We start from the raw sequence: 20,080 nt of genomic DNA on the forward strand, positions 1-20,080 counted from the left end.
TTAAGGCGACAGTCGGGATGCTTCACTCTTGGAATGCACAGAAGAAAGGTTCGCCACTGCTACTGTAGGCCCGATTAAGTGCTGACGTGCTGCCACTGGGCAGGCTATTTACCCCGCCCCCCCCGCCACAGACACCTCAGGACAGTCGTTCTGCCTTGTCTGGCTCTTAACCTACCGAACGCCATGGGAAACGCGCATGTGCGTACGTAAGGCCGCTCAATGACCTACGATTAGGATTATCGAAGGGGTACACGGGGGTACTGCGCTAATCATCTATCTCAGATTGGCCGCTCAGATTTTTGTAGTGAACATTCGGGTGGAAAGGAAGCAGCAAACTCTAGCTCATCAACACGGCAAGAGGCCCTGTATACGCTACTTCGTACCGCCTGACTGGTATCAGTTAGTGTATAAGCTGTTAATAATATATTCTTTAGCAGTCGAAAGTCCAGCTTCCCAACGTCGCTCGGTATTGCTTGGATTGCGGACAATATCGGAGCCAGCTCTTCGACAGTCGTAGGTAGAACCACTTGCCCGTCAAGAACAGACGAAAGTAACTGCTTACCTCGTCCAACAGCTGGCCTGTAAGCACTAGGCCCCCCGCTTTGCACACGTTTAGCTGCAATGTTACGGCTCTTGGGGTAAGTTGCCTTTTCCGCAGCTAGAAGCCCCACTATACGATCAAGTGGCATAGTGGAAATCCGTACATAATAAAAAATCGGTAACCATGTTCTAGCGGAATGAGCTGAATGAAGGACATATTGGACCGGTTCAGCGACAGGCGTGTCGTTCAAAAAGTTAAGCAACATCGCTTCACCGGTGACATTGCCCCTAATTGTATTGGTCTTAACAGCTTGGACTGCTGTAACGTCACCAATTAAACGTAGGGAAGGCGCTCCCTTTTCTTCTGAAAACTCCCCTGATCTCAAAAACTGAATTTTAGGAAGAAGTGCCTCATCGATGACGAAACTACTATCACGTCCTTCAACCTTACCGCTGTTAAGGTCGAGGGTGGCAATCGCCCCTGTAGCAATTCCCGTTATCCGTCGAGAAAACTCGGCAACAGCTTTTTGTTCGCGATAAGCAATGATCTGTTGAAGCTCGCCGGGTTTTATCGCCCTAGTTTCACCTACGTACCGAAAATAAACAGCACCTTCTCGGACCTCACTATTAACATTCTTGATTGCCATAACAGGGGGATGGGGGTGCTTCTCGACGCCTATAACGCCTACTTTCAGGCCGTCAAACTCAATAGTGCATGTACTGAAAACGGGTACAGGATGCAGACTTCCGGCAAGACACCGATTTAACTCAGAAGGGTCGGTTTGGGTGAAAGCGTTATCGCTCAGTCCTTTAACGTGAAGTGTACCGTCCTGAAGCTCTTTAATACCAAACAATAGCATACCGCCATCATTGTTGGCCAAACCCGCTATTGACCTGAGAGGATCGGCGAAACGACCTTCAGGCTTAAGACAAAAACTTTCTTTGCATTCGACACGTTCTGTTTCATGACTGCTTAATGACCAACCTTGCGCTGTCTTTACAAATAGAGCCTTAGCTCGTTCACCAAGAGTTAGCTCACGGACGGCACCTACTGTTTCGACGACTGCACCTATCTGAGCAGCTTCAAAATTTGAAAGAAAGCAATTCAGTGCTTCTTCCGTAGCCGTGGCGACTTCCGGTCCGTAACTACTCCCTTTGATCTGTGTAATCCGACCGGAGTTTACGGGCCTGTCTTGACGGTTAAAATAAAACTGAATGTCTCTATTCTTCATTCCCCTGAGAAGCATAGCTTTAATAAAGCCTATCTCCTCATCTGTAATGCTACGCTTTCCCAATTCATCCGCCCGATGTGCAATTTTCCCCATGACGATGGGGATGCTATTTGCCCCTGTTAGTCAATCGTAAATTCGTGCCGCTTCATCTATTATGCCCGTCACCTATCGTATTACCTGACATTTCTTAAAAGAGCCGGTTACGGGGTTTTTAGATAGGCTCCGGTGCGCGTATAAAACGCAAGAACGCATCTCCTACAGGTGTTGAGCGTTTCGCCAGTAATGAGCTTCCCGACACCATAGTGTTCAAGCTGCCTTCGATCATTCCCTCTCTCGAAAGGTCATTTATAATTATACTGAAAACAGTCTCATCAATCTCACTGTCGGGTATTTCTGCACGAATTATGTGCATTTGAGCGCCCATCATTCTTGATGCCATATCGACACATGCTGGAAATTTGCTCGGATCGTGTAGGACGTTAAGGATACGGACGTGTTTCTCTGTGAAGTGGTCTATGCAGGACATGAAACGTCCGCGTAATGCATCGTCTATCGTGAAATTGACCGCTGCATTAAGTACAGTGTTTTTAAGCGCTTCCCGTTTGAACTCTTTGTGGGTCTTCATGGATGCTTCAGTAGCGTCATAAACAGCACTGAGAAATTCTTCATTTTCATTCAAGGCAGAAGGATCAAAACCTTCAAAGCGGCCCTGAAGTTCACGTAATCCTTCGCCTACAGAAACAAGCCACCTAACCCTACGTTCCTGTAAGGGGTCACCAGCTAGCTTATCCACGCCCAACTGCAAAAGATACCCGAAGCCGGGGAAAGCAATATCACCCAGGCCGACGCCCAACTTGGCTGCATGAAACCCAAAGCTGCGCGGGTCGGAGAGTGGAAAATCATCAATCATGTCGGCTTTAGACATCGGCCCCTCGTAAGTTTTCCACGAATGGTAGAAAATTCAATTTACTCTACCATGACAAGAACGACCGAGCGAATACCGCTGCTTAACGCTGACGGCTATTTCCTCAGCTTTATTCGATGAAGGCTGCCCTCGTCGCCTAACTTAGGTCTGACCATACGCCTTCTTAAGCGCCTCGCTGGTCGCCACAAGCCTCGCCCTGACGCCTCCGTAGGTGTCGCCAACTTTACCTGCGGAATGCCCAAGGATTGCGTCTTGGTCCTGCTGTGAGGCACCCGAGCCGATCAACCGATCCTTCATGTTGTGGCGCAGTGAATGGATCGTATGTTTCTTATTATCGCTCACTGTTCTGATGTGCTTCATTATCGCTGCCGATGCCATATCAGCACCCCGCTTATCTCCCGCATTGTCTGCATACTTCGGGAACACGTATGGCGAACCCTCTGGTGACGAAGCTAAAGCCTCCTTAGCGGCGACAAAGGCGTCTGCCACAAGCGCCACAGGACGCTCTGAACCCTTTGTCTTCAACCGCCTGTTAATGCGCGGCTCAATCTTCAAATGCGGAAACTCATCATCAAGAACGATGTCTGTCTTCCACATGCCTGTGATTTCACTAAGACGACACCCGGTTCCTTCGAGCAACCGCCAAATAAGAGGCAAATCCGATCCTTCTGCGGAATGCTCAAGAATACGCTTACGGGCCGCTTTAAGCACGTTCTCCGGGATTGGGAGACGGTCGTCGCGCTCGAGGCCCTGCCGCTTCACCTCAAGTCCATTGAATGGGTTTACTACTCCGTTAAGGTCAAACTCTTCGATAGCAAAGTTGATGATCGCCCTCAGTGTATTCATATACCGCTTTACAGAAGTCGGCTTTAGCTTGCCGTCTCCCGCCTCATTCATCAAATAATCGCGCACCTCACGAGCGTCTGAGCGCTTAATACGCTTAAGCTCGACGTCTCCACCGAGTGCTATCTTGACCCAATTCATAATCCGCTCGACATGAAGACGGTTTTTCTTCTCGTCACTCCCGCCTTGGACACGCTCTTTGAGATAAAGTTTCTTGGCGTCTTCCAACGTTGGTGAAGGTGGTCGGCCTATTCCGTTTCTCACCGCATTAAGAAAGGCGCTTTGTTCCCGATCTTTGATAAGGGGGTAGCCGGTCTCATCATCTATAGGATGACTATCCGCAAGAATGTCGGCCAAGATTTCGCGCTGCATTCCCTCGTCGTGCGGATCATCTAGGTCAGTCTCGCCATTCCAATGAGGGTCAAAGCCCATTTCACGTAGGCGTGTTCGCAGACCCTGCCAAATTTCCAAATCTGAAAGCTCTTGCTTGGATACGTGTGTGGCACCTGCTGATTTCAGCAATGCGTTTCTGAGGGTGGTTTCAAATTTGCTGTGGGTTTTGGCGTAACGAACGGCTGCTTGCTTCTGAGTATCACCCAGAAACTCGGTCAGTTCTCTTTTGCCAATGATCGCTCTCAGTTCCTCGGGAACCCGCCGACGATACCGGAATGTTCCAGCAGCGGTCTTCTGCACGTACTTCAAGATAAGCCCCATGTGTATCCCTCAGTGTACCGCGTTGTGTACTGGAAGGAAACCTTAGGTATTGAAAACATTGAGAAATAAGCAACTTCTGAAGAGAAGTGGCTCCCCGGGCCGGATTCGAACCAGCGACCAACCGGTTAACAGCCGGTTGCTCTACCACTGAGCTACCGGGGAAGAGGTGCTCGTTGCGTCAGCGAGGTGGCGTATAGCAGGAGGATTTCTGATTTGCAAAGCCCTAATTTCAATTTTTTCCAACTTTTTGCATTCTGATCGCGAAACCCTATATTCTCTGGTACGTTTCCAGATGCGGAACGCCCCATTCCAACCTGTGAGAAATGTCGAGTGACTGAAGAATACGAACCAAAACCACGAAAACGCGCGATTGTGATTCTTGGAAAACGAATCCCGATGCCGCAATCCGTCATGATGCGAAGAACACTTGGTGGTTCACTCGTCGTCGGTGGAGCATTGGGGTTCTTACCGGTCCTCGGCTTCTGGATGTTGCCACTCGGTTTAATCGTCTTATCTCACGACTCTCACCGCGTCCGTCGCTTGCGACGCAGAAGCGAAATTCACATCTGGCGCAAATGGCTAAAACGTGGCTCGACAACAACGGCGAATTAGTCTTCATCTACGATTGCTATTTAATATGCGGGCTATTTAAGGCCTGCGGTATCGCAGGTGTGAACTGCGGCGTCTGATTTCCCCAGGTGTAAGACGTCTGTATTTTCGTAGAGCGGTTGTAAGATGGCTCTGGCTTGAAAAACTTAATCGTGCCGCGATAGTACTGATTGGCATATCTGTTTCTCTCAGCCACCGCTCAGCTTCATCCAGCCGCAAGCTCATCAGATATTGGTGGGGCGTCTGTCCGAAGCTTTCTCGAAAACGTGTTGCAAAGTGCCCAGCCGATATCCCCAGAGCCAAAGCCATATCGGGCACAGACACCGGTTCACGGAATTTATCTTTCAAATAAGCCTCTATTTGACGAGCTGCATAGCTGCTGAGACCGGCTGGCATCACCATCGATGACCGAATTGTCAGAGCATTCCGTTGCAACAAATGGGCTAGGACGGAATGAAGAGAAGCAAGATAGTCTTGCTTTTCTTCATCGTGCTCCATCAACTGCTCAACGACAAGCTGACTCACCTGCAGACACTGCTTGCTGGAAAAACTTACAATACTGTCGGCTGTGGCGCTTCCATCAGCCGCGCTGTTTCTTTCATTCTCGACCGAATTGCTGGCTGTCGGGATCGTTACCTGCAGATATTCTACAGGTTCCGTCCAGCAGGTCTCCATGGTTCGTTTTGCGGGAATAACGAAAGCCGTTCCAGCGGTGTAACTTGAAACCAATTCTTCGTCACCCTCTGATTTCCACCTTAGATTGCGTACCGGTTCTAACAAGATCATCGCAAAAGCCTGATCTGATGCATAAACGTGGTGACCAACTTTAGTCACGCCATAGGTGAAGCGGCTTTTTGTGGAATTTATCATTTTGGTGTACTGCCCCGGTCTCGGGTAAGTCGTTGGATAAGACGTAAGATCGTGATTTTTCTTAATATTATCGGTTTTCGAATGCATCTTTGTTCCCGTCTCAAAAAAACAGATATGAGAATGATTCCGAACGCATGCACGTCTGCCTAAGCTGAATTAATTGGTATCTCTGATATAAGAAACGCCCGAAATACCCCAAAAGGGCTATATTTACGATACGAGAAGTTACACAACAAAAATCAAAAATACAATTTATAGGTGTAATTTCTTTTTATCAGGCAGTCCGGCCCGCAAAATGCACTCCTCCTTTTTGCAAATGATTTGCAAAAGCGCTTGTGGGTAGCTATTTTCTGTTTTATGCAATTGCAAATGATTGGCATCAAGGAGATGAGAATGATTCGACTTTTCATGCGGGCTCTGACGGCTGGCCTTACCGGGAGTGTGTTGCTTTGCGCAGTGTCTGGCGCGGCTTTGGCTGCTGAAAAGTTCAAAGCTGTGACCACATTCACGGTGATTGCGGACATTGCACGCAATGTTGCGGGTGACGCAGCAACGGTTGAATCAATTACGAAGCCAGGCGCTGAAATTCATGAATATCAGCCAACACCCGGCGATCTTATTAAGGCGCAGGATGCGAAACTGGTGTTGTGGAATGGCCTTGGGCTGGAATTGTGGTTCGAAAAATTCTTCTCGCGACTAAAAGATGTGCCAAGCGCGGTTGCGTCTGACGGCGTTGTACCGATGGATATTAGTGAAGGCCCATATAGCGGCAAACCCAATCCCCATGCTTGGATGTCCCCTACCTCGGCTCTCATCTATGTCGACAATATCCGTGATGCCTTTGTAAAATATGATCCGGAGAATGCGGACATCTACAAGGCGAATGCAGAAAATTATAAAGCGCAAATCAAGGCTGCGATTGATCCGATCCATGCTGAGCTTGATTCAATTCCGGCAGACAAGCGCTGGCTGGTGACGAGCGAAGGTGCGTTTTCTTATCTCGCGCGAGATTTCAACCTGAAAGAACAGTATCTCTGGCCAATCAATGCTGATCAGCAAGGCACGCCGCAGCAGGTTCGCAAGGTGATTGATGCCGTGCGGGAGAATGACATTACTGCGGTGTTCTCGGAAAGCACGGTCTCTGCCGCTCCTGCAGAGCAAGTCGCGCGCGAAACTGGCGCGAAATATGGTGGTGTTCTTTATGTCGATTCTCTTTCAGAAACCGATGGACCCGTGCCAACCTATCTTGATCTGCTGAAAGTCACTTCGAGTACCATTGCAAAAGGCCTCAAACAATGAACGTCTCGATCAGTCATCATGCTGACAATCTAGCTGCGCTTGAACAAAGCGCGGCCAACGGGTTGAACGTGAAAGATGCGACTGTAACCTATCGCAACGGGCATACTGCCTTGCGCAATGCTACTTTCAATATCCCGACTGGAACGATTACAGCACTTGTTGGTGTGAATGGCTCGGGCAAGTCGACGCTGTTCAAGGCTATTATGGGCTTTGTGCGCCTTGCCAAAGGTGAAATCACAATCCTTGGTCTGCCGGTCAAAGAAGCGCTAAAGAAAAATCTTGTCGCCTATGTTCCACAAAGCGAAGAAGTTGACTGGAACTTTCCTGTTCTGGTCGAGGACGTCGTCATGATGGGACGTTACGGCCATATGGGTATGATGCGGATTCCCCGCCGTGCTGATCACGAAGCGGTCGAAAAGGCACTGAGCCGGGTTAACATGCTCGAATATCGTAAGCGTCAGATCGGTGAACTCTCCGGGGGGCAAAAGAAGCGCGTGTTTCTCGCACGTGCACTTGCGCAGGATGGCCGCGTAATCCTGCTTGATGAGCCGTTCACCGGCGTAGATGTGAAGACGGAAGAAGCAATCGTCACCCTCCTACGCGGACTTCGTGACGAAGGGCGTGTGATGTTGGTTTCGACACACAATCTTGGCAGTGTGCCGGAATTCTGTGATCGCACGGTTCTGGTCAAGAATACTGTGCTCGCCTACGGCCCCACAGACGAGATTTTTACGCAAGCCAATCTGGAAAAGACGTTTGGCGGCGTTCTGCGTCATCTGGTTTTGGATGAGGCAACCAAACAAAATCGCTCGGCTGTCGGTGTAATCACCGATGATGAGCGGCCTTTTGTTCTATACGAGCAAAACACAAAGGGACACGATTGATGGCCCTTCTGCTTGAACCGTTTCAATATGGTTACATGATCAATGCGATGTGGGTTTCTGCCCTTGTCGGTGGTGTCTGTGCGTTTCTATCTGCCTATCTGATGCTTAAAGGCTGGTCGCTGATTGGTGACGCCCTTTCCCACTCCATCGTTCCGGGCGTTGCGGGTGCCTATATGCTGGGCCTGCCCTTTTCCATAGGAGCATTCTTCTCCGGTGGACTGGCGGCTGCGGCCATGCTGTTTCTCAATCAGCGCACGAAACTCAAAGAAGATGCCATCATCGGGCTGATTTTCACGGCCTTCTTTGGGCTTGGCCTTTTCATGATTTCACTACGGCCAACCTCGATCAGCATTCAGACAATCGTGCTCGGCAATATCCTCGCGATCACACCGGGCGATATCCTGCAACTGGCGATCATCGGCTTTGTCTCGCTTGCATTGCTGCTGTTGAAATGGAAAGACCTGATGGTGGTCTTTTTTGACGAAAGCCATGCGCGTTCGATCGGCCTAAAACCAACCGCACTGAAAATCATGTTCTTCACGCTGCTTTCGGCCTCGACGGTTGCTGCAATGCAGACGGTGGGCGCGTTTCTGGTAATCTGTATGGTTGTGACCCCCGGCGCCACGGCTTATCTTCTGACGGACCGTTTCTCGCGGCTTTTATGGATTGCCGTCATTATTGGCGCGCTGACGAGCTTTATCGGTGCCTATGTCAGCTATTTCATGGACGGAGCAACGGGTGGCATCATTGTCGTATTGCAAACACTGGTCTTCCTGACTGTGTTCTTTCTCGCACCCAAACATGGAATGCTGGCAGCGAGAAGACGTGCGGCAAGCGCATTGCGGGAGGTGCAGCCATGAGTTTTCCTGACATGCTTTTGATGCCATTTCAGTTCGATTTCATGGTCTATGCGCTGATCGCTTCGGTGCTGATTGCCATACCAACCGCCCTGCTCTCCTGCTTTCTGGTGCTTAAAGGCTGGTCACTGATGGGCGACGCTATCAGTCATGCGGTTCTGCCGGGCGTCGTCATTGCCTATATGGTAGGACTGCCCTTTGGCATCGGTGCTTTCATTGCAGGCATGATTTGCGCTCTTGCGACCGGATTTCTCAAGGAAAACAGCCGTATCAAGCAAGATACGGTGATGGGTATTGTTTTCTCCGGAATGTTCGGGCTGGGGCTTGTGCTTTACGTATCGGTACGCGCAAATGTGCACCTCGATCACATTCTGTTCGGTGATATTCTGGGCATCAACACAGGCGATCTCATCGAAACCGCAATCATCGCCGCGGTGACCGCCGGTGTACTTATTGTGAAATGGCGAGATTTTCTGCTTCATGCATTCGATCCGGCACAAGCGCGTGCGGTTGGATTGCCCGTCAGGCTTCTGCATTATGGGCTTCTGTGCCTCATTTCGCTGACGATTGTCGGTGTTTTGAAAGCAGTCGGCATTATTCTCGCCATCTCATTGCTCATAGCGCCCGGTGCAATCGCCTTTCTCCTCACCCGCAGGTTCAGCAGCATGATGATTGTCGCAGTTATTGTTGCAGTCTTTTCATCATTCATGGGAGTTTATCTGTCTTTCTTCATCGACAGCGCCCCTGCTCCGACAATCGTACTGCTGATGACTGTAATTTTCATTGTAGCGTTCCTGTTCTCATCATGGCGCACAGCGCGAACAGAAGCACAGCATGAGGCTGAGACTGTTTGATTATTTATTTGTAAGCCGCTCCCTTATCTGAGGGCTGCTTGCGTGCAGCGTGGACAGCTTTGCAAAGCTGTCCACGTTTTTGCACAGCTGCGCAGCTCCAGTCATACGACTGTTATAAAACCTCGTTAGATAACGACATCAACAGGCAGCTGATAAAAGCTGCTCACGATTTTCCAGCGCATTTCAATTTGTTGCTTGTCGAGGTAAAATAAAAATGCTTCAATCCAGATTGCACGGCTGTGCAGAAAAAATAAAACCGGCCGTCGATCCTGGGGAGGATACGCATATGCCTGCGTTTTTGGAGGTAGCGGATGCACGCGTCCGTTATGGCAATAATGAGATTCTTAAAGGTGTAGACCTTTCGGTCAAGAAAGGTGAATTCGTAGCGCTGCTTGGTTCGTCGGGCTGTGGAAAGACAACTTTGCTGCGTGCGATTGCGGGCTTCAATACGCCTAGCGATGGAGCGATCCGCGTCGGTGGTAAGGATGTCACTCGCCTTCCGCCAGACAAGCGCGGCATGGCTCTGGTTTTTCAGTCCTATGCGCTCTGGCCGCATATGACAGTTGCCCAGAACATTGGTTATGGATTGCGCATTCGCGGAACTGCAAAAGATACAATCCGACAAAAAGTTCAGGAAGTTGCGCGCCTTCTGGGGCTTGACGCCCTTCTTGATCGTAAGCCAGCTGCACTATCCGGTGGTCAGCGCCAGCGTGTTGCACTAGGACGCGCACTGGCTATTGAACCCGATATCCTGTTGCTCGATGAACCGCTTTCCAATCTTGACGCACGTATTCGCCTGTCGGTTCGTCATGAGATCAGCGCTCTACAGCGTCGCCTTGGCATTACCGCGGTTCATGTGACCCATGATCGCGAAGAAGCCATGGTCATGGCAGATCGCATCGTGATCCTAAACAACGGTGAAGTGGCGCAAGCCGGTGCTCCCGAAGAAGTCTACAATCACCCGGCTTCTGATTTTGTAGCGGCATTCATGGGGGCTGAAAACCTTATTGAGCTGCCTGTTACGGTCAAAGCTGACCGTATCGAGATTGCCGCCGGACCAGATAACAAGGCGAGCACAATTCCGGCGGGTCGCCGTAATTTATCTGACGGTATTGCTAAAGCGCGCTTTCGCAGTGAAGCGGCAAAGCTCGCGGCACCCGGTTCGTCCAATTCAGCCACAACGCCGGAACTTATCCTGTCCGGAACCGTCGACCAGACCAGCTATCCGGGCGGCCTTTGGCGACACATGATTAGCGTAGGCCGCAGGCATCTTCTGGTCGATGCCCCGGAAAGTCACGAACCCGGCTCACAGGTAGAAATTCGCATTCCCGAACAGGCTCTATTTCTGTTCGACAAGTGATTTGATCGATCAATTCGGCAGGAATCTTGAAGATGCACAGGTGTGCATTGCGATGAAACTGCGCCGAAAATCGATCTTAGCAGTACCAACTGCTCACCACAGGATTGCGGGCCCTAAACTGCCCGCAGCCGCACAAAATTCCCGATCACACCTCACCGGATATCCAATATCCAACCGTCGAAATCTTCCGCTAAGCGGATCAAAGAAGCAGGAACTATTCGATGAAGACGATCCTGAAAACAGCTCTCGTCCTTGGTCTGACCGCATCACCCGCCGCAGCCAATGAACTGACCGTTCTGACCGCAGGCGACCAGAACATGGTCGATTATGTGAACGAATATCTCGGCCCACTGTTCGAGAAGGAAAACCCGGGCACGACGGTTCGCGTTGTCGGCACGGGACCGGGCGATGCTGGTTCGCAAAAAATTCTCGAGCGCTTCGAAGCACAATCCAAGGCTGGCGTTGAAAAGTGGGACGCCGATGTTGCCGTTGTCCATGAAAAATTTGCCGGCCCAATGGTCCAAAAGAAGTTTCTCGAAAACTATCGCAGCAAGATCGACAGCGGCAAGCTTGTAACGCGCGGCAACGCCAAGATGGCGCTTGGTACGGATGTTGATGGCTATGTCATGCCAATGTTCAACAGCCAGACCGCGCTTGCCTATAATCCAGCTCTCGTTGCCAACCCACCAAAAAGCTATGATGAACTGGTCACATGGGCCAAGGAAAACCCGAAGCAGTTCGGCTATAACGGCATCAAGGGCGGCGCATCAGGCGTGAGCTTCGTGATGGGCTGGATTTATGCCTATGGCGGCGATGCCGATAAACTCATGAAGGGCCCGTTTGAAGAAGGTGAAGCCAAGAACTGGGATAAGGCTTTTGCATCTCTCAAAGATTTTACCACTAATGCAACGCTGACGCCGGGAAATGCCGGTACGCTCGACATGCTGAGCCGCGGCGAAATTGCTATGGGGCCGGTCTGGGTCGATATGTTCTATTCGTGGAAGGCCAATGGTCAGCTTCCGCCAGAAATGAAGCTTGTGCTGCCTTCGCCGGGTATGCCGGGTCAGCCGATGCATTACGTCATTCCTGAAAAGAGCGCCAACAAGGAACTGGCTGAAAAATTCGTGGCACTGGCAACCAGTCCGAAAGTTCAGGCCGAAGGCATCGTGAAGCGCTTCAACTGGTATCCCGGCATTGATGCCGATCACGTCAAGGCGGAGCTTGATGCCGATACCTGGAACAAGCTCTTCACGGACATTTCGCCAGAAGATCTGGCCAATTACGGTAAGCCTTTCCCGATCGCACCATACAACACCGCGATCCTGGAAGCTTACGAACGTCAGGTCGGCAACTGATAAAGGCATAGACCGGGTGCGTTAGAGCATTTCCAGCAAAAGTGCGACGCGGTTTTGCGTGAGGATAATGCGATAAAACAAATGTTTAGAGCGTTTCTGCTGATTCAATCAAAGTAGGAAACGCTCTAGCACGCATCCGGTCGATAATTCAAAAATTCGGGGAATATCCATGTCGCAGAGAATGACGGGTTTTCTGCTGGTTGCTCCAGCATTGGCCATCGTGCTGTTTCTGTTCATCGTGCCGCTGTTTGGCTCGATAACCGGTGCATTTCATGTTGGCGAAGACTGGGGTTTCGGCAATTTCACAAAGGCATTTGAGCTTTATTCAAGCGATATGCTGTTTACGGTTGTGATCGTCACCCTCTCCTCTGCGCTGATCGCGCTTTTTTCCATCGCTATTGGCGGATATTTGACACTCGGCTCCAATCAGCGTGCCGTTACGGTTTTGCGCTGGCTCTATCGCTGGCCGCTGTTCATTCCTTTCATTGTCGTTGGCCAGATCTTGCGCACGTTTCTTGCCAAGAATGGTCTGATGAACAGCCTGCTGATCGAAAGCGGCGTTCTGACACCACTCCAAGCTATGAGCTTTCTTGACTGGCGCGGCATCGTGATCGCGTTCGTCTGGAAACAGACGCCCTTCGTCACATTGCTACTGGCTGGTGCTATGGCATCGATTGATCGCAGCACGATTGAATCGGCGCGCAATCTCGGTGCAGGACGCCTGCGCATTCTAATCGAAATCGTACTTCCGCAAGTGCGCCCAACGCTGCTGGTAGGCCTGATCCTCAGTTTCGTAACCATGATGTCTGTGCTTTCCGTACCGCTCATGATCAACGCCCAATCTCCAACCATGATCACCGCTAATATGGCGTTCCGCATTAATGCTTATGGCGATTACGGCGTTGCCAATGCGCTTGGCACCATCTCGCTCCTGATGACCAGTCTGGTTGCATGGATTTATCTTAGACAAACCATGAAGGAGCACGGCTGATGAGCAACGTGTTTGACTGGCGCTGGATACCGCGCGGCATCGTGCTTGGTTTACTGGCCTTCGCAATCTTCGGGCCGCTCGCCAATCTGCTTCTTTGGGCAGTTGCAGAACGCTGGTATTTTCCGCATACCCTGCCCATTCAGTATGGCTTTTCCTTCTGGGCGAATGTGTTTTCAGCGCGTGGCAATGCGCTTTCCTCGCTCGGAACAAGTGTGGTTATCGCAAGCCTGACGGTGGTCGTCTCGCTCGGTCTTGCTATTCCGGCAGGCTATGCGCTGGCACGATTGAAGCTTCCGTTTCGCGGGCTCGTTCTGCTCATCTTGTTGATTCCGCAGGCATTCCCAAATCTGCCAATCTACGTCAATATCGCGCAGATGTTCTATTCTCTGCGATTGAATGGCACGATTACAGGCGTGGTTCTGGTGCATGTGACGCATGGGCTGGTCTATGCAGTGTGGATTGCGACTGCTGCTTTCTCCGCAATTGATCGCGAGTTGGAAGAAGCCGCACGCTCCTTGGGGGCATCCGCCATGAAGACTTTCTTTCATATCACATTGCCGATTGCAGCACCTGGCCTGCTTGCCAGCGCCATCTTCGTGTTCCTTGAATCACTCGATGAATTCACCGGGACATATTTTGTGGGTGCACCCGACATTACAACCTTACCGCTCATGCTTTATACAGCGAGTTCTGGCGGCAATTACCAGATTGCATCGATCAGCGCGCTGATCCTGCTAGTGCCTTCAATTGCCTTCATGTTCGTGGTTGAACGTTTCCTGAGAGCCGATGTGCTTTCCAAAGTGGGTCGATAACAATGGCAGACAATGATCGCCTTCAGGATGAGCTCTCAGAACATCTGCCGCGTTTTATCAGCGCTCATGAAGTCGCGGTCGAAGCTGGCGTATCTCGTTCTGCCGTGTCCAGAACTTTTACGCCCGGTGCCAGTGTGTCGCCTTCCACGCGCGAAAAGGTGCTGAAAGCAGCCGAAAAACTGGGCTATCAGGTCAATGATCTTGCGCGTGGTCTGTTGGCCAAGCGCAGCCGTATTGTTGGTATGATTGCGGCTGATCCGGCGAGCCCCTTCCGCTCGCGTCAGATTGCAGCACTTTCACGCAGGCTAACGGCGCGTGGCAGCGTTCCGGTATTGATCCCAACGGGCCAGCATGGCGAAAATCTATCCGCTGCGCATCAGACGCTTCTCCGCTATCGAGCGGAAGCGACAGTTGTTCTGTCCGGTATGCCTTCGTCCTCTTTTGTCGAACTGGCTCAGCGCAACGGTCATACGTTGATTGTTGTGGGGCGCAATGAAGATGGTCCGGACCATATTCGGATCAATAACCGACAAGCGGCAGAGACGGCGGTTGACGTATTCGTAGCGCGCGGCATGAAACGATTGGGGCTTGTGACATCGAATGTTCGCAGCCCTAATCTGCTGGAACGCGAGGAAGCCTATATCGCTCGTGCAAAAAGCGTTGGTTTGGATGTCAGCGTTCAGCGGGGAGAATTGACGGATTATGATGGTGGCTTTGCTGCGGCATCACTCCTGCTCAGTGAGCGAGACCGCGTCGAAGCCGTGTTTTGCGTCAACGACCTGATGGCGTTCGGGCTGATTGATTGCGCGCGCGACGTTTTCAATCTCTCTATACCAGACGATCTTTCAGTGATTGGTTTCGACAATGTCACTGAAGCGCGTTGGGGTGCCTATAGGCTCACAACGTTTGACCAGAATGCCGAGCGCCTGTCAGCGGAGATTATCCGCCTGCTTGATGAGCGGCAGAGTGCGCCTAATGCACCGCCACAAATGGTGATGATTGACACACCGCTCATCCTGCGCGGCAGCGTGCGACCCCTTAAAACTGATAATACCGCTAACGGAAGCAGAACCTGAATGTCCGATCATTCAATTTGGCTGAGCCCTGCGCATGATGATCTTATATTTCTCCAAGAAATTGTCCGGGATTTAAGTGAACGCTTCCATTCGCCTGCGTTCGAGCCGCATGCAACGCTCGTGCCTGACATGAACTGTTCAGCAGAAGCGCTTCTGCCACAGGTGAAGAGTCTTGCAATTGGACACGAACCACTGGAACTCGCAATCGATGACGTTACCGGAAGCGAGGCCTATTTTCGTTCGTTCTACGCAGCGCTGGAAAAAGCTCCAGCCTTGATGCGTCTTAAACAAGATTCTCTTGAAATATCCGGTGAAGCAAGCTTGCAGAGCTTTATGCCACATGTCTCGCTGGCCTATGGTGTTGACGATTCAACGCTCAAACATTTTGAAATGCAGCGCCTCGCCAAAGAGCTTTCAGGGCGAAAGCTGCGGTTCGACCGTCTGGTGATCGTGAGCTCATCAAGTGATACGCCGATCGACGAGTGGCATGTAAAACACGAGATTTATCTCAGAGCATAGTCCGACCGGCGTGAAACGAGGACCGATAAGATTATGCTTAAAATAGAATAGGTTAGAACGTCGATCTGAAGGCTAGGCCAGCCACAAAACACGCGGCTGGCCTTTTTTAATTAAAGTGGACGCGGATAGGTGCGGTAGACCTTTTCAATGTCTCCCAGAACTTCATCTGAAAGCTTTACTTCGCTCGCAGCGATATCGATCTTCAGTTGTTCTACTGATGTCGCTCCGATAATGACTGAGGTCATGAAGGGGCGCGTCAGCGAAAAAGCGATTGCCATCTGCGCGATATCGAGATTGTACTTCTTTGCAACTTCAATGTAAGCGCGAATGGCAGGTTCTGAATGGGAATTGTCGCGCCAAAGGCCACCATCAGTAACGGAAGCGCGCGAGCCTTCAGGGATCTTCCCCCCAAGATATTTTCCGGTCAGAACGCCGGCAGCAAGCGTTGAGTAAGCGAGCAAACCAACGTCTTCGAACAACGAAACTTCTGCCAGGTCGAAATCAAACTGACGCTGTAGCAAGCCATATTCATTCTGGATTGACGCCATACGCGGCAGCTTGTGCTCGTCAGCGATTTTCAGCCACTGCATCGTGCCCCAGGCCGTTTCGTTGGAAAGGCCAACATGACGGATTTTGCCCGCACGAACTGCATCTTCAAGGCCGAGAAGAACGTCGTGAATCTGTGCGGTTTCGGCCTTCGGGTCAACTTTGGATGGATCAAAACTCCAACCCTGACCGAAATGGTAATGCGGACGTGATGGCCAGTGAATCTGGTAAAGATCGATATAATCTGTCTGAAGACGTTTCAGGCTGTCATTCACCGCATCAGCAACACTTGCACGACTTGGCTTTGCACCTCCGCGGATCCATTCCTGACGGCCACCACCTGCGATTTTACTGGCAAGGATGACGCGGTCGCGTTTGCCGGACTTTTTGAACCAGTTGCCAATATAGGTTTCGGTCTTACCGTAGCTTTCCGGGCTCATCGGAATTGCATAACCTTCGGCAGTATCGATGAAGTTGACACCGGCATCGACGGCATAATCGAGCTGTTCGTGGGCGTCGTTTTCAGTATTCTGCACGCCCCATGTCATGGTGCCGAGGCAAATTTCAGTTACATTGAGGCCTGTACGGCCCAAAGTTTTCATTTTCACGAGATTTTTCCGGATCAGTTTGGCCGCAGAACGCGGATTGGACGGAGACCGAATTGATAACCCCGCGATGCCGCCGCTGACAAGGCCTCTCGCTAATATTTGAAGTCGCTTATTAGAAACGTTTTGCTGAATAAGGTGCAGGATCGGTAAATGTCTTCTCGCCTGTCATCATTTCAGCGAGCAAGCGGCCGCTGGCCGGTCCAAGCGTCAGACCATGATGGGCATGACCGAAATCAAACCAGAGTCCCTTATGGCGTGGTGCTGGCCCGATCACTGGACGCATATCTGGTAGACAAGGACGCAAACCGAGCCAGGGTTTCGCTTCCACAGCATTACCCAGCTGCGGCAGAAGGCGGCGGGCGACCTTTTCTGCTCGTTTAAGCTGAATGAAGTTGGCAGGTGCATCAGGCGAAGCGAACTCGATACCTGTCGAAAGGCGCACACCCTGCACCATCGGTGCAAGTACATAACCGGCCTCCTCATCGACCAGTGTATGGCCGAGCCGCGCACCATCCTGCATCTCAAAATGCATGTGATGTCCACGCTTGATACCAAGCGGAATTGCATAGCCGAATTTCTGGAAAATCAGGCCGGACTGAGGACCAAGAGCTACCACAACATCGCGTGCAGAGATCGGACCTTGTTCGGTGGTCACCTGCCAGCTATTTCCGGCTTCAACAAGCGAGGCCGCATCGCCATGCACAAAAATCCCACCATTTTGGCGGAAAAGATCAGCATAGGCTTGCACAAGACCACCGGGATTTACGATCGTCTTGGGATCAAGCCAATGAATGCCACCGGCAACCGCACCAAGGGTCGTTTCCCTTTGCCTTAGAGTATTGGAATCAAGCACGTCATAGGCGAGATTATAGGGCTGCAATTGCGGAAGGCGCTGCACGGCCGCATTGAATGCTGGTTCATTGCGGAACACCTCGATCCAGCCCTGCGAACGAACAAGCCTTTCACAACCAGCTTGGGCAATCAGCACATCATGTTCGCGAACACTCGCTTCAATAAGCGGCAGCATTGCATTTGTTGCAATCTTTAACCGTTCTGGTGAGGATTCGCGCCAGTATTGGAACAGCCAGCGCGCAATGCGCGACACATAGAATGGATCATAACGCACGTCGGAACGACGATTAAGGCCATAGCGCAGCAGTGTGCCAAAGCCTTGAGGAAATGAATACGGAATAACGCTGGAGCGTTCAATGAGACCAGCATTACCAAAGCTCGTGCCCTGCCCCGGTTCGCCTCGATCAACCAGAACAACCGAACGACCGCGCGCTTGCAAATGCAACGCTGCGGAAACTCCGACGATACCCGCCCCCAGAACGATGACATCTTGTTGCTGCATGGTATTCCCGCCAATCCCATCACACGAAAGAGCGCGCTGACGATGTGCCAGCGCGCCCTTGCATACATCAAAGAGTGAAACTTTTTACAAGTAACTTATCTTCGATCAATAAATATCGAAGTCAAAATATTTCTTCACCACAGTTGCGTAGGTGCCGTCCTCACGGATTTTCTTGATTGCGGCGTTGAACTGTTCACGCAGATCGTTGTCGTCCTTACGCACAGCAATAGCTGTGTCTGTCTGCGTACCCGGCACATCGCCAATCAGTTTGCAGCACTCACCGCCATCGCCCTTAATCCAATCGGAAATCGGGAACTTGTCCGAAATGACGGCGTCAAGGCGCCCACTTTTGAGATCGGCATTGGCTTCGTCTGCAGTCGGATAAAGTTTCACATCGGCACCGGCTTTGCCGTAGACGTCTTCGGCATAGGTTGCCTGCGTGGTCGATCCCTGCGCGCCGATTGATTTACCCTTGAAGGCTTCTGCATCAAGCGCAGTGATTGGACTGTCTTTCGGAACGGCAACCGACAGCGGTGTCGAATAATATTTGTCGGTGAAAGATACCTGTTTCTGGCGCTCTTCCGTTACACTCATCGATGCAATAACGGCATCAAATTTGTTGGTCTGAAGGCCCGGAATCATACCGTCCCAATCATTGGCGACGATCGTGCACTTGGCTTCCATTGCCTTGCAAAGCGCATTCGCAATATCAACGTCCAGCCCCTGCAAAGAACCATCAGCCGCGACGAAATTGAACGGAGGATAAGCGCCTTCCGTTGCAATCTTGATTTCCTTCCATTCTTTCGCCTGTGCTGGAAGTGCGGCGATAATGGAAGCGACGCCTGCGAACAGGATTGATTTTAGCATAATATTCCCCTTGACCGTTGTTATGGTTCTGTTTTGCGGGTTGCCCGCCCGCAATATTATGGATCGAATGAAGCACCGGACGCCGCTTGTTTCAAGTTAAAGATTGAGCGGCGTCCGATAATTTTATCAGTAGATGTCGAAGTCGAAATACTTCTTGCGAATTGTTTCATAAGTGCCGTTGTCACGGATCTTTTTGATCGCTGCGTTGAACTGTTCACGCAGATCATCGTCACCCTGACGCAGAGCAACGGAAATCTTGGTTTCAGAACCCGGAATATCGCCCAGGAACTTGCAGCAATCAGCGCCCTGCTTCTTCAGCCAGTCGGCGGCCAAAAACTTGTCAGCTGCGATAGCGTCAATACGACCGTTTTCCAGATCGGCATTTGCTTCGTCAGCCGTTGGATAGAGCTTCACATCTGCGCCAGCCTTGCCATAGACGTCATCGGCATAGTTGCCCTGTGTTGTGCCAGCCTGTGCGCCTACAGTCTTGCCGTCGAATGCAGAAGGCTCAAGCGAGGTAATGTCGGTGTCTTTAGGAACCACGACTGCCAGTGGCGTCGTATAATAGCGTTCCGAAAAAGCAACCTGCTTTTCACGCTCTGGAGTGATTGCCATCGAAGCAATAACGGCATCAAACTTGTTGGCCTGCAGGCCCGGGATCATGCCATCCCAGTCATTGGAAACGATCTCGCACTTGGCTTCCATGGCTTCGCAAAGCGCATTGGCAATATCAATGTCGAAGCCTTCAAGCTTGCCGCTTGGCGACATGAAGTTGAAGGGCGGATAAGCACCTTCACTGGCAATACGGATTTCTTTCCATTCCTTTGCCTGCACAGGCAAGGCAAGAACGACGGAGGCCAGTCCGGCCAGCAAAATTGTTTTAAACATCGCTTCCCTATTCCACTTGTTTGTTACGGGCTTTTTATGAAGTCCTCAGTTCGGATTGCCCGTAAAGCCGAACAAAT

Annotated in this window: 19 protein-coding genes and 1 tRNA gene; 11 read left to right on the plus strand and 9 right to left on the minus strand. The window is 51.1% G+C overall.

The window, feature by feature from the left end:
* Positions 1 to 278 precede the first annotated feature (278 nt).
* The 4 genes from ACSME1_RS17550 to ACSME1_RS17565 form a co-directional block, all read right to left on the minus strand.
* Positions 279 to 1,865: an AlbA family DNA-binding domain-containing protein gene (locus tag ACSME1_RS17550; protein ID WP_435655095.1), complete on the minus strand. Its 1,587-nt coding sequence runs from the start codon at positions 1,863 to 1,865 to the stop codon at positions 279 to 281.
* A 118-nt stretch (positions 1,866 to 1,983) separates the two neighbouring features.
* Positions 1,984 to 2,697: a hypothetical protein gene (locus ACSME1_RS17555; RefSeq protein WP_435655096.1), complete on the minus strand. Its 714-nt coding sequence runs from the start codon at positions 2,695 to 2,697 to the stop codon at positions 1,984 to 1,986.
* A 141-nt stretch (positions 2,698 to 2,838) separates the two neighbouring features.
* Complete coding sequence (locus ACSME1_RS17560) at positions 2,839 to 4,254, minus strand: tyrosine-type recombinase/integrase (protein WP_435655097.1); 1,416 nt, start codon at positions 4,252 to 4,254, stop codon at positions 2,839 to 2,841.
* Positions 4,255 to 4,341: 87 nt separating this feature from the next.
* Positions 4,342 to 4,416 (minus strand) — tRNA-Asn (locus tag ACSME1_RS17565).
* Positions 4,417 to 4,584: 168 nt separating this feature from the next.
* On the opposite strand from ACSME1_RS17565, the gene ACSME1_RS17570 reads away from it, so the two are divergent.
* Complete coding sequence (locus ACSME1_RS17570) at positions 4,585 to 4,866, plus strand: hypothetical protein (RefSeq protein WP_084486668.1); 282 nt, start codon at positions 4,585 to 4,587, stop codon at positions 4,864 to 4,866.
* Between the two features lie 36 nt (positions 4,867 to 4,902).
* Here ACSME1_RS17570 and ACSME1_RS17575 read toward each other — a convergent pair whose 3' ends face one another.
* Positions 4,903 to 5,820: a helix-turn-helix domain-containing protein gene (locus ACSME1_RS17575; protein WP_435655098.1), complete on the minus strand. Its 918-nt coding sequence runs from the start codon at positions 5,818 to 5,820 to the stop codon at positions 4,903 to 4,905.
* 321 nt (positions 5,821 to 6,141) lie between these two features.
* On the opposite strand from ACSME1_RS17575, the gene ACSME1_RS17580 reads away from it, so the two are divergent.
* From ACSME1_RS17580 to ACSME1_RS17625, 10 genes are all read left to right on the plus strand, one after another.
* On the plus strand, positions 6,142 to 7,032 hold the full coding sequence (locus ACSME1_RS17580; RefSeq protein ID WP_435655458.1) for a metal ABC transporter substrate-binding protein: 891 nt from the start codon (positions 6,142 to 6,144) through the stop codon (positions 7,030 to 7,032).
* A complete protein-coding gene (locus tag ACSME1_RS17585) occupies positions 7,029 to 7,916 on the plus strand; it encodes a manganese/iron ABC transporter ATP-binding protein (RefSeq protein ID WP_424576851.1) in 888 nt (295 codons plus the stop codon). The genes ACSME1_RS17580 and ACSME1_RS17585 overlap by 4 nt, the downstream gene beginning before the upstream one ends.
* The gene (locus ACSME1_RS17590) at positions 7,916 to 8,776 is read left to right on the plus strand and encodes a metal ABC transporter permease (protein ID WP_036566736.1); all 861 of its coding nucleotides are present in this window, start codon (positions 7,916 to 7,918) and stop codon (positions 8,774 to 8,776) included. The genes ACSME1_RS17585 and ACSME1_RS17590 overlap by 1 nt, the downstream gene beginning before the upstream one ends.
* Positions 8,773 to 9,627 carry a metal ABC transporter permease gene (locus ACSME1_RS17595; RefSeq protein ID WP_024896253.1) on the plus strand — a complete coding sequence of 285 codons (855 nt, stop codon included), beginning with the start codon at positions 8,773 to 8,775 and terminating at the stop codon, positions 9,625 to 9,627. The genes ACSME1_RS17590 and ACSME1_RS17595 overlap by 4 nt, the downstream gene beginning before the upstream one ends.
* A gap of 286 nt (positions 9,628 to 9,913) precedes the next feature.
* Entirely contained in the window at positions 9,914 to 10,987 is a 1,074-nt protein-coding gene (locus ACSME1_RS17600) for an ABC transporter ATP-binding protein (RefSeq protein ID WP_424576850.1), read from the plus strand.
* 221 nt (positions 10,988 to 11,208) lie between these two features.
* Positions 11,209 to 12,342 (plus strand): ABC transporter substrate-binding protein, encoded by a 1,134-nt coding sequence (locus ACSME1_RS17605; RefSeq protein WP_132227823.1) that lies wholly within the window; start codon positions 11,209 to 11,211, stop codon positions 12,340 to 12,342.
* 169 nt (positions 12,343 to 12,511) lie between these two features.
* Positions 12,512 to 13,333, plus strand: a complete 822-nt coding sequence (locus ACSME1_RS17610; RefSeq protein ID WP_094539159.1) for an ABC transporter permease — start codon at positions 12,512 to 12,514, stop codon at positions 13,331 to 13,333.
* On the plus strand, positions 13,333 to 14,145 hold the full coding sequence (locus ACSME1_RS17615; RefSeq protein WP_435655099.1) for an ABC transporter permease: 813 nt from the start codon (positions 13,333 to 13,335) through the stop codon (positions 14,143 to 14,145). Before ACSME1_RS17610 ends, ACSME1_RS17615 begins: the two co-directional genes overlap by 1 nt.
* A 2-nt stretch (positions 14,146 to 14,147) precedes the next feature.
* On the plus strand, positions 14,148 to 15,221 hold the full coding sequence (locus ACSME1_RS17620) for a LacI family DNA-binding transcriptional regulator (protein ID WP_024896258.1): 1,074 nt from the start codon (positions 14,148 to 14,150) through the stop codon (positions 15,219 to 15,221).
* Positions 15,222 to 15,740, plus strand: a complete 519-nt coding sequence (locus tag ACSME1_RS17625; protein ID WP_424576848.1) for a 2'-5' RNA ligase family protein — start codon at positions 15,222 to 15,224, stop codon at positions 15,738 to 15,740. It begins immediately after the preceding gene.
* 110 nt (positions 15,741 to 15,850) lie between these two features.
* Here the strand turns inward: ACSME1_RS17625 and ACSME1_RS17630 are convergent, their stop codons facing one another.
* From ACSME1_RS17630 to ACSME1_RS17645, 4 genes are all read right to left on the minus strand, one after another.
* A complete protein-coding gene (locus ACSME1_RS17630) occupies positions 15,851 to 16,888 on the minus strand; it encodes an aldo/keto reductase (protein WP_424577660.1) in 1,038 nt (345 codons plus the stop codon).
* Between the two features lie 118 nt (positions 16,889 to 17,006).
* The gene (locus tag ACSME1_RS17635; RefSeq protein WP_424576847.1) at positions 17,007 to 18,248 is read right to left on the minus strand and encodes an NAD(P)/FAD-dependent oxidoreductase; all 1,242 of its coding nucleotides are present in this window, start codon (positions 18,246 to 18,248) and stop codon (positions 17,007 to 17,009) included.
* A gap of 105 nt (positions 18,249 to 18,353) precedes the next feature.
* Positions 18,354 to 19,115, minus strand: a complete 762-nt coding sequence (locus tag ACSME1_RS17640; protein ID WP_105706249.1) for an ABC transporter substrate-binding protein — start codon at positions 19,113 to 19,115, stop codon at positions 18,354 to 18,356.
* Positions 19,116 to 19,241: 126 nt separating this feature from the next.
* Complete coding sequence (locus ACSME1_RS17645; RefSeq protein ID WP_424576846.1) at positions 19,242 to 20,003, minus strand: ABC transporter substrate-binding protein; 762 nt, start codon at positions 20,001 to 20,003, stop codon at positions 19,242 to 19,244.
* Positions 20,004 to 20,080: the final 77 nt, after the last annotated feature.

This window comes from Brucella pituitosa (genome assembly GCF_965577835.1).
GTDB classification, from domain to species: Bacteria; Pseudomonadota; Alphaproteobacteria; order Rhizobiales; family Rhizobiaceae; genus Brucella; species Brucella pituitosa.